Annotated in this window: 8 protein-coding genes; 5 read left to right on the top strand and 3 right to left on the bottom strand. The window is 66.3% G+C overall.

Annotated elements, in window-relative coordinates:
* Positions 1-232: hypothetical protein (locus tag AC1DQF_RS20115; RefSeq protein WP_477527003.1), on the bottom strand; the 232-nt coding region annotated here is incomplete at its 3' end.
* Positions 233-275: 43 nt separating this feature from the next.
* Positions 276-2,837, bottom strand: a complete 2,562-nt coding sequence (locus AC1DQF_RS20110) for a UvrD-helicase domain-containing protein (RefSeq protein ID WP_477527002.1) — start codon at positions 2,835-2,837, stop codon at positions 276-278.
* Positions 2,838-3,290: 453 nt separating this feature from the next.
* Here AC1DQF_RS20110 and AC1DQF_RS20105 point away from each other — a divergent pair, with 453 nt between their 5' ends.
* The 5 genes from AC1DQF_RS20105 (at position 3,291) to AC1DQF_RS20085 (ending at position 8,196) form a co-directional block, all read left to right on the top strand.
* Positions 3,291-4,199 (top strand): bifunctional DNA primase/polymerase, encoded by a 909-nt coding sequence (locus AC1DQF_RS20105; protein WP_477527001.1) that lies wholly within the window; start codon positions 3,291-3,293, stop codon positions 4,197-4,199.
* A gap of 343 nt (positions 4,200-4,542) precedes the next feature.
* Positions 4,543-5,367, top strand: a complete 825-nt coding sequence (locus AC1DQF_RS20100) for a serine/arginine repetitive matrix protein 2 (RefSeq protein ID WP_477527000.1) — start codon at positions 4,543-4,545, stop codon at positions 5,365-5,367.
* Positions 5,368-5,369: 2 nt separating this feature from the next.
* Positions 5,370-6,353, top strand: coding sequence for a ParB N-terminal domain-containing protein (locus tag AC1DQF_RS20095; protein WP_477526999.1), 984 nt, complete (start codon positions 5,370-5,372; stop codon positions 6,351-6,353).
* Between the two features lie 48 nt (positions 6,354-6,401).
* The gene (locus AC1DQF_RS20090; RefSeq protein ID WP_477526998.1) at positions 6,402-7,070 is read left to right on the top strand and encodes a hypothetical protein; all 669 of its coding nucleotides are present in this window, start codon (positions 6,402-6,404) and stop codon (positions 7,068-7,070) included.
* A gap of 13 nt (positions 7,071-7,083) precedes the next feature.
* Positions 7,084-8,196: a C40 family peptidase gene (locus AC1DQF_RS20085; RefSeq protein WP_477527004.1), complete on the top strand. Its 1,113-nt coding sequence runs from the start codon at positions 7,084-7,086 to the stop codon at positions 8,194-8,196.
* Positions 8,197-8,322: 126 nt separating this feature from the next.
* On the opposite strand, the gene AC1DQF_RS20080 is transcribed toward AC1DQF_RS20085, so the two are convergent.
* On the bottom strand, positions 8,323-9,390 hold a 1,068-nt coding region (locus tag AC1DQF_RS20080; RefSeq protein WP_477526997.1), incomplete at its 5' end, for an ADP-ribosylglycohydrolase family protein.

Here is a 9,390-nt window from a genome sequence, read left to right as displayed (position 1 = left end):
CGTACAACCTCCGAACCATCCCGCAGTCGTCGAGGGTATGCCCGGCCTTGAGCCACCGTCCGGCGGCCTCAGCGCCAGCGACTTGGCTCGCGAGAGCGGCCAAGTCCGGTGTGATGACGGCTCCGGCCTCTCCCAGTTCTGCCATCGCGGCAAAGATCTCCCCCGCCACCTCGCCCTCATCAGGCAGCATCGCCATCATTCGCTGCCTCTCACGCTCTTCACGCTTCGACATTGGTTCTCTCCTATGGGTCTGGCCATGGACGGATCGGCGTCGGTCAGCTGGTGATTGATCGCTTCGACGTGCAGGCCGGGAAGCGGTTGCATGCCAGGAACGGTCCGTACTTTCCCTGCCGCACGACCATCAGCCCGCGGCCGCATTGCGAGCACCCCTCGGGGGCCTTGTCTGCCGCTTGGTCGCCAGATAGGGATATGACTCCATCGGCAATCAGCTCGGTCACGAACTCCGACTCGCGGCCGCTTCGGGCAATCAGTAGCACCGAGTCCCGCGCTCGGGTGAGCGCGACGTAGAAGAGTCGCCGCTCTTCTGCGTGGGGGTAGTCGTCGCCCTCCGGGAGCGCGAGCCGCAGAAGCGGGTCGTCTTCCTTGGTGCTCGGAAAGTCACCGCGGTTGAGTCCCGGGATGATCACGTGGTCCGCCTCGAGTCCCTTCGATGAGTGGACTGTTCGGAATGTGACGTCGAGCCCGCGATATCGGGTGCGCGGGACGAGCTCTTCCTCGTAGCGGTAGCGGCCAAGGATCTTGACCGACAGGCTCGACCCCTCGGAGACCGCGGCAGATAGCTCGCTTAGTCTCCGGGCGATCGCGTCGGTGACCCCGGCGTCGGTGTCGACCAGGGTGAGCTCTACCGGCGCCGGGTGGGAGCGATCCGAACGGACCTTCTTCGTCAGCTGGTTCGGGTTCTTCATGACGAAGTCACCGGCGAGCGTGCTGAGCTCTTGGGAACTTCGGAAGTTCCTCTCCAGCCGCATCATGTGGCCAGCCCCGAAGGTTTGCTCAAACTGTGTCATCGCCGAGATGTCAGAGCCCGCGAAACGGTAGATCGACTGCCAGTCGTCTCCGACAGCAAATAGGAAGTGCGCAGGTCGGTTGACCAGTGCTTTCACAAGCCGCGCTCGGGCGTGGCTGGCGTCTTGAAACTCGTCGACGAGGACGACTCGGAAGGGGGACATCCACCTCCCCGCTTCGACCAGATCGGTCGCCTGATTCAACATGTCCTCGAAGTCGACTTCGTTGGCCTCGCGAAGCCGGGAGTCCCACTCCTCGCGCACGTCATCAAACAGATCGAGGAACAGGGACTCGCGAAGGTCAGGAGTGCCGTTCCGCGCCTTGGACACGCGCGATCGAAGGTCCGCTGGTTCAAGTCGATTGCTCTTCGCATGCGCCAGGAACGTCCGGAAGACGTTGAGCATCTCCCGGTCCGTCAGGAGTGGGCTTCCGGGGACGGGCCGATCCGGGTCGAAGTCCGGTTCGATGCCGTTGGTTCGGAGCTGATGTTCCAGCTGCGCGAACAGGCTGCCACTGCCGAGGTCCCTTGCAGCCGTCTCGATCAACGTCGTGCCGTTCGCGTGATGGACTCGCTTCTTCCAGGCACTGGACTCGAGGTAGCCCCCGTATCCGGGAGGCTCCGCCTGGCCGGGCACGAGTGCCCAGTGCTCGTGGTAGACGCCGGTCGATGGATAGAAGAAGTCGGGTCGATACTGCGAGTGCTGCGCGTCCGCGACGTTGATCTCGTATGGACGCTCGTACTCAAACTCGACGCCGGACTTGATGAGCCAGTTCGCGATCGCTCGCTCGCCCGCACTCTTCATGATGTCGAGGTTGAGCGCGCGGTAGCCGCTTCGACGCCTCTGCGGATCCCACGCGTCGGGCTCAGGATCTGCCTCGACGCTCACGGGAACACCCAGGACGTTTTGGAACAGCGACCAGCGCGCTGCGAACTCCGGCGAACTACGCCGCAGCGCTCGCACGACGTCAGCCAAGAGCCCGACTCCGTTGTTGTTGTCGAGGCCCGGCGCAAGGCGCGGCTTTTCGCCGGTCGCTTCACCAATCACCCGCAACCCAAAGGCGTGGAAGGTAGTGGCGCGGAGGCCGGTGGACGGGATGTCCGCGTTGGCAAGGCGAGCAGTGCATCGTTCGCCGAGCTCCGCCGCAGCTGCTTTGTTAAACGCGAGCAGAAGTATCTCGTCGGCGCTGGCGTGGGCCTTCCGGATCGTCCACCCGGCCTTGGCAACCATCGTCGATGTCTTCCCAGAACCAGCGGACGCGACGAGCTGCACCCTGTTGTCGAAGCAGATGACGGCTCGGGCCTGCTCCTCGGTGAGCGGTGTCTTCTCGATCCTGTCGAAGAACGCGCGTTCATCGATGAGTTCAAGGTTCACAAGAGCGTTGTTCTGCTCAACCGCGTGTGACCGGACGTTCCAGTCGCCAAATGCAGCGTTGACGGCCTCCGCCTCGACGCCGCTCACCCGAGCGACGAGCGCCCGCTGCTGGTTCATCGATAGTGCGGTGCCTAAGACCGCGTGACCGAGCGACGTGTCCCACTCGACGATGAACTCCTCGGTGAGCCAACGCCGCTGCTCCCACGCATCCCGCGTCGCCTCTTGGAACGCGGACCACCACCGAACCAACGCGTCGACGAAGGGTTGGAAATCGAGCGTCGATTCGTACTCGGCGAACGCACGCGCCACTGCATCGTCGAACTCCGTGACAGCCCGTTTCGCCAGGCCCGTCAGCGGCTGGATAACCCCGATCTCGGGAGCCGACATGCGCACCCAAACAGACCCGCGCTCAAAGAGAAGCTTCTCGCGCTCGGCCACGTGAATGTTCACTACGCCAGTTGGCGCCATGACGGTGATGTGCTGCTCAGCGACGCCAATCGCCCAATACGGGGCGCGACCGAAATGCCGTGCCCAGATCGACGGGGACCAGGAGTTCTCCTGCCGACCTCCGATCACGCGCTATCGCCTTCCTTGAACGTCTCTACGGCCGAAACTGTGCCGTCGCGAAAGTCTCGCAGAGCCGCCCGACAGATGGTGTGGAAGTTCCAACGAGCACAGATTGACTGCGGGTCACACAGCCCCATCTGTGGCCTCAGAAGAGGGCCCAAAGCGTCGCCGTCCGGATGGCGCCATCGCGGCCTCTTCGATCAGGGTGCGGAAATCCAGAACGAGTGGGGGGAACCTCCTGACCTGCACAAACGCAGGTTCCCCCTAAGGTTCCCCCTCTCACGGCCACGTTTCGGGCGTACCTGACGATCAACTGTCGGTGGCATGAACGACTCCACCAAGCCAGTCCCCCAGTGGTCCACCACCACGATGCAGCGCGTCGGCGACGAGCCGACACTCGGAGCCGCCGCCGTTCGGTACGCGAACCTCGGTATCCCGGTCTTCCCGTGCGTCCCGGGCTTCAAGCAGCCCCTGACTTCGAACGGGTTCCACGATGCGACGTCGTCCGCACGGACGGTGCACCACTGGTGGCAGCGCAACCCCAATGCCAACATCGGAATGCCCACGGGCGGCGTCACGGGCGTCGTGGTCGTCGATGTTGACGTCCATGCCGAGGTATCCGGCTTCGAGGCCTTCGAGCGCGCTCGGACCGATGGGTTGGCTGACGGATGGGGATGGTTCGTCCGCACACCATCGGGTGGCCTCCACGCCTATTACCCGACCGCAGACATCGAGCAGCGGTCCTGGCAGGCCCCGAGCGCGCTCGTCGATTTCCGGGGGGACGGGGGTTACGTCATCGCTCCCCCGTCACGACTCACCCTCGACGGCCGCCCTGCGTCGTACGTCGTCATTGCGACCGCGACGGGCGCCTCTCACTCGATCGACAGCCTGAAGCTCCGCCAGTTCCTCGAGCCGCCTCGACAGCTGCCACCTCGCATTAACGCGCCGACGATCGGCTCTCGTCCCGACAGACTCGCCGAGTGGGTCGCGAGCCGTCCCGAGGGCGGCCGCAACGCTGGACTGTTCTGGGCTGCCTGCCGGATGGTCGAGCAGGGGCACGACGTCCACGACGCCATCGGAGTCCTCGGTGAAGCAGCGCGCACGGCGGGGCTCGAGGACCGCGAAGTCGAGACGACGATCCAGTCGGCGTACCGCATCGCCAGCCGGTTGTCGGGTGCGGGCTCCGCGAGCCGCCCGGGCCCTATCCGGCCGGTTGAGGTGGTCGGACGATGAACACCCACGCCGAATACCGGGGCCACGTCCGTCAGCCCCTCCCAGTCCCCGAGCCGGAGACGCCGCGCCCCATCGAGACCAGCGCTCTTGCCCACCACGCGGACCCGTCGCTCGCCCCCACGGGTGCGACTACACCTTCGGGGAGGCGCATCGCCTGGGTGCGGCCCTCCGAGCTGCACTCCTACGCCGGCGCCATCGTCGGGCGCGGCATCGACCTCCAAGCCGAGCTGGCGCGGCGTGCCGCGCGCACCCCTCAGACCCTTACCCGCTCCGTATGTCGGGCGGCTCCCCATCTCAGGCACCGCGGGCCGTCTACCTCCGCAACTCAGGAAGGACTGCAGCTATGACCACCTTCGAAACCAGTGAGGGCCTGCGCCACTTGCTCAACCGTCTCGCCGATGCCGGACCAGGCGCCTGGTCCACCGACGCCGAGGCCGCCGAGTTGATGGCGTACACGATCCAGAAGTACCGATCGCTGGCTCACAAGCACCACTGCGAGCCTGAGGACTCCGCGGCCGCGGCGTTCGAGGCAATGCGGACCGACGCGGTACGCCGGGCTCGCGACCCGTGGGCTGTCGTGACACGCGCCGTTCAGGTCACGCTGATCGCCGAGGATCGGGCCAACGGGCTGCTGTGCTCGCCCGCCCAGGCGCGTCGTACGCACATCTCGTGCCACCACGACGCCCGCAGGTTCAGCGACTCCGAGGCCAACCTCCTGGACTTTCACCCGTCCCTGCGCGTCGACTACAACACGCCCGACGAGCCCACCCGCTCGGCGGACCTTCCAACAGGAGCGTTCGAGGCGGTCGACCAGGCGATCGCACTGTTCGTCGCGTTGGGGTGGCCTCTGAACACCGCGACCTGCGCGCTCGACTACATCGCCGCCCGCCTCATCGAGTCCGGCAGCCGAGCAACCACCCACGCGATGCTGCGACGCGACCACTCCGCCCGCGCACTGCTCGACCTCGACCGTTCGGCATGGACGACCTTGCTGAGGCTGACGCTCGGCGCTCAGATCCCGGCACTGAGAAGCACGTACGCCGGCCACGGGATCCTGCTCCAGCTGCYGATCGGGGACACGATCATGGATCTCCTGGCCGACGACGCCCTGATCCTGGAGATCAGTCAGACCGCGCCCCGGGCCGTGCGCACAGTCGAGGTCGCGTAGCCATGACCACCACGACCGGCCACATCGAACTCGAGCGAAGCATCGACGGCATCGTCGTCGGTGTCCGGCATCGCAAGGATCTCGGCGACATCGACGGACTGATGCGCTCGATTGATGAGATCGGTCTGCTCCAGCCCATCACGATCACCCCCGACGGAGTGCTCGTCTGTGGTCGTCGCCGCCTCGAAGCAGTACGTCGGCTCGGGTGGAACACCTTGAAGGTATGGGTCCGATCACGCATCAGCGACGAACTGTCGCACGTGCTCGCGCAGCAGGCAGAGAACATGCAGCGCAAACCGTTGACGGACCTCGAAGCCGCTGCGATGTTCCGCGAGGTCAAGTTGCTCATCGAAGAGGACGCGGGACGCCGACAACAGGCATCCCGATTCGGAGCCYCCGAGTCGTCCGGGGAAGCAGACGGTGCCGGACAGTGTCCGGCACCGCGCGGCGCAGGCGACGTAYGCAATCAGGCTGCCCAGTTCGTTACTGGGAAACAGTCGTATCACCGCTTGGAGAAGATCGGCTGGCTCGAGGACGTCCGGGATGACGAGACTCGCGCGCAGAGTGTCCGCAAACTTGCCCAGGAGGCGCTCGGACAGATCAAGGCCGGTTCGCCGGTGGATCCGGCGTACAAGCGAGTGCGCGCTGCCGACCGCCTCGCCAGCGCTCCCGGCCCTCACGAACCCGAACCTGACCCGGAGCTCGGACGCCTTGCTGAGGAAGCGCTCGCTCGAGCCCAGGCCGAGGAACGACAGAAGCGCGCCGCCCGACGCAAGCGTGCCAACCGGAGCCAGAACAAGCCGGTGCGCGCGTTCGTCCTGACCTGGGGCGAACTGGTCGGTTGGTCCGAGGGGTACGACGTCAACGAGGTCGCCGCCAAGCTCAGCGACGAGGAATGGACCGGATTCGAGAGCGCGGTCGCCGAGACCGTCGCCTTCGCCGATCGTCTCCGTATGGCGCGGCAGCAACTCGCTGTGTCGGCGTAGGCCGACCACCTGACTGGCACGACACTCTCGCCAGCCCCAGGAGCCCCCATGCCCGAACTCACCCGTCGCCAGATCGCCCTCGTGGCCGGCGCTCTGCTCACCGTCCTCACTCTCGCCGTGGGCATCTACGGTCTGGTGACCGGACCGAGCTCCGGCGATCCCGATGCGCAACGTCGCGGCGGCGCGTTGACCGTCCAGCATGATGCCTCCGTRGGTGCAGTGGCCGTGGATCCGAGCCAGACGACGATTCCGCGGACTACCGACGCCGTGGCGTTCGCCCGGTCCGTCGCTTCAGCGTTGTTCGACTGGGACACCGCATCGGGCTATCTCCCGGCCGACTACCAAGCCCCCGTGCTGGCTGAGGCCGACCCCTCGGGCGAGGAGACCCCCAGCCTCATCCACGACGTCGCCACCTACATGCCCACCGTCGACCAGTGGCTCAGTCTCGCGCCCATGAATGTCACTCAGACACTGGCGATCGAGTCGGCGCAGGTGCCTGCCACGTGGGACTCGGTGGTCGCACAGTCGCACGGGGAGCTCCGCCCCGGCACGACTGCCGTCACGATCACAGGTACTCGCACCCGCGACGGCGTGTGGAACGGCGTGTCTTTGGCGAAGTCTTCATCCGTCGCATTCACCTTCTTCGTCGCCTGTCCCCCCGCTTTCGATCGGTGCCGCCTGCTCCGGCTCTCGCAGCTCGACAACCCGCTGAGGTGACMAACCAGTGGCCATGAAGGCGCTTGGGGTCGGCGTCGCTGCCGCGATCCTGGTCCTGCCAGGCGGCGCGTTGTTGGGCGTCGCAACCCTGACCAGTCCCTCCGCAGCCGGGTCGGCCGAATGCCTCATGGAGCACGGCGGGACCCCCACCGGCGCGATTGCCGTCTCAGGGCAGGTCCCCGACAGCCTCATCGCCGAGAACGCTGACGGCGAGACCGTCACCCTGACTAAGCTCCAACTCCAGCGTGCCGCCGCGATCATTGCCGTCGGCAAGAGTCAGGACATCCCGGCGCGCGGTCAGCTCATCGCACTCATGACCGCTCTCACCGAATCCAACCTCCGCGTGCTGTCCAACACCAGCGCCTACCCCGAATCCGCCAGCATCTCGAACGACGGCAACGGCGGCGACCACGACTCCGTCGGTCTCTTCCAACAACGGCCAGCCGCGGGGTGGGGCCTCGTCGAGAACCTGATGGACCCGGTCTGGTCCTCGCGCGCCTTCTACGGCGGCCCGAACGGCCCCAACCATGGCTCCCCACGTGGACTGCTCGACCTCGACGACTGGCAGACTATGGATCCCGGCGCCGCGGCCCAGGCCGTCCAGGTTTCCGCCTATCCCGACCGGTACGCCGTCAACCAGCCCATCGCTGCCAAGATCCTCGCCACCTTCACCGGCGTCACCCTCGACTCGGGCCTGTGCAGTGCTGACGAAGACCTGCCCGACAGCCTCCCGCCCGGCGTCCCCGCGGCCCTCATCCGCGCTGCAGCGACACAGCTCGGGAGACCGTACGTCTGGGGTGGCGGCGACTTCAACGGTCCGACCGGCGGTGGCTTCGACTGCTCCGGCTTGGTCGTGTACGCCGCCTACCAGGCCTCGGGAGGCAAACTCCGACTCCCCCACTACACCGGCGCCCAGATCCAGCTCGGACGCGGCATCCCATGGCCCGACAAGCAGCCCGGCGACCTGATCTTCTTCAGCTACCCCGGCGCCGGCGGCCCTCACCACGTGGCGATCTACGTCGGCGGGGACAAGATCCTCCACGCTCCGCGCACAGGTGATGTCGTTCGCTACGGGACGATCGGCGAGTTCGCCGGCGAGGTCATGACTGTCCGCCGGCTTGGTTGACACCTGATGAGCATGCATCTCCCTCCGCCGACGATGGGACCGACTCGATGGTCGGGTCCCATTCGTTGTGCACGCGGCGAGCACATTGTTTCTCCGCATAGCCGGTCAAGAGGGTGTCAGTCACGCTCATGCCCCCGGATACTTGGTGTCCCACCACGGGTCGATCGGGTCGTCGTACCCGTCACCCTTCCAGCCATCGCCGACCTGGTTCTCGGTGGTCTGTCTGGCCAGATCGCCGGCCAGGGTGTCCATGACCCAGCCAAGCTCGAGTCGCGAGCACAGCGACGTGGGGAGGGCCTCGAACCCGTGCACTGCTCCAAGGAAGGCACCTGCCACGGCTGCGACGGAGTCGCCGTCGGGCGCCCAGCCGGCGAACTCCAGGGCCTCGCCGACGGTGTCGATATCCGGGAACGACAGCGCGACATAGATCCCGCCGGCGATCGCCGAGGTGGCGGTCTTGTCGGGAGCCAGCCGTTCAAGGAGCTGCGGCACGCAGGGCTGAGCCATGCCTTCGTTGATGAGGCTCTCGATCTGCTGATCGACCCCTCCCGGCACACCGTCGCCGATGGTTGAGACGAACGCTCGCTGGAAGTTGTCGGACTGGAGGCAAGCAGCAGCCAGTCTGACAGCGAAGGCGGTCGGGGCGTTTCGCATTCCGTCGTCATGGGTGAGGCCGGCTGCCGCGGACGCGAAGTCGTCGAGCCCATCGATGGATGATTGCCGGTGGAAGGCAGCGATGGGAAGCGATCGAAGCAATGCCTGACAGCCAGAAGATGTTGCCGGCCGACCACGTGTGATCGCCTTCAGAGTCGCGGGGGAACCGCCACGGATCTGTGACATTGCGGGCACATCGATGAGCCACCCTCGGGTGGCGAGGCCGTCAGCCTCGCGTACCGGGTGCCAGTCCTTCGCGATTGGCTTGGCCCCTTGGAGAAGCACCCATCGCTGGTAGGCGTACTTCAGGACGTCCGTCGGGTTCCCGACGACGTTCCCGCCATAGCGAGTCGCCATCCGCAACAGACCCTCTGCGGTCCACGCGGCTAGCTGGGTCGCAGCTCCGGCCTCAAGCGTCCCGGTGGCGGGGATCTCGCTACGCCGGGAGCCGATGGCGTCACCCAGGGCGAGCCCGAGCATGAGCCCGCGAACCCTGCTCTCCCACGTCGTGGGCGCACGGTTGTTGCCCTTGGTCCGGTT

This window comes from Nocardioides sp. P4_G4 (genome assembly GCF_056401085.1).
Note: the sequence above shows the minus strand (reverse complement) of the source record. Positions and strands in the feature narration are given on the sequence as shown.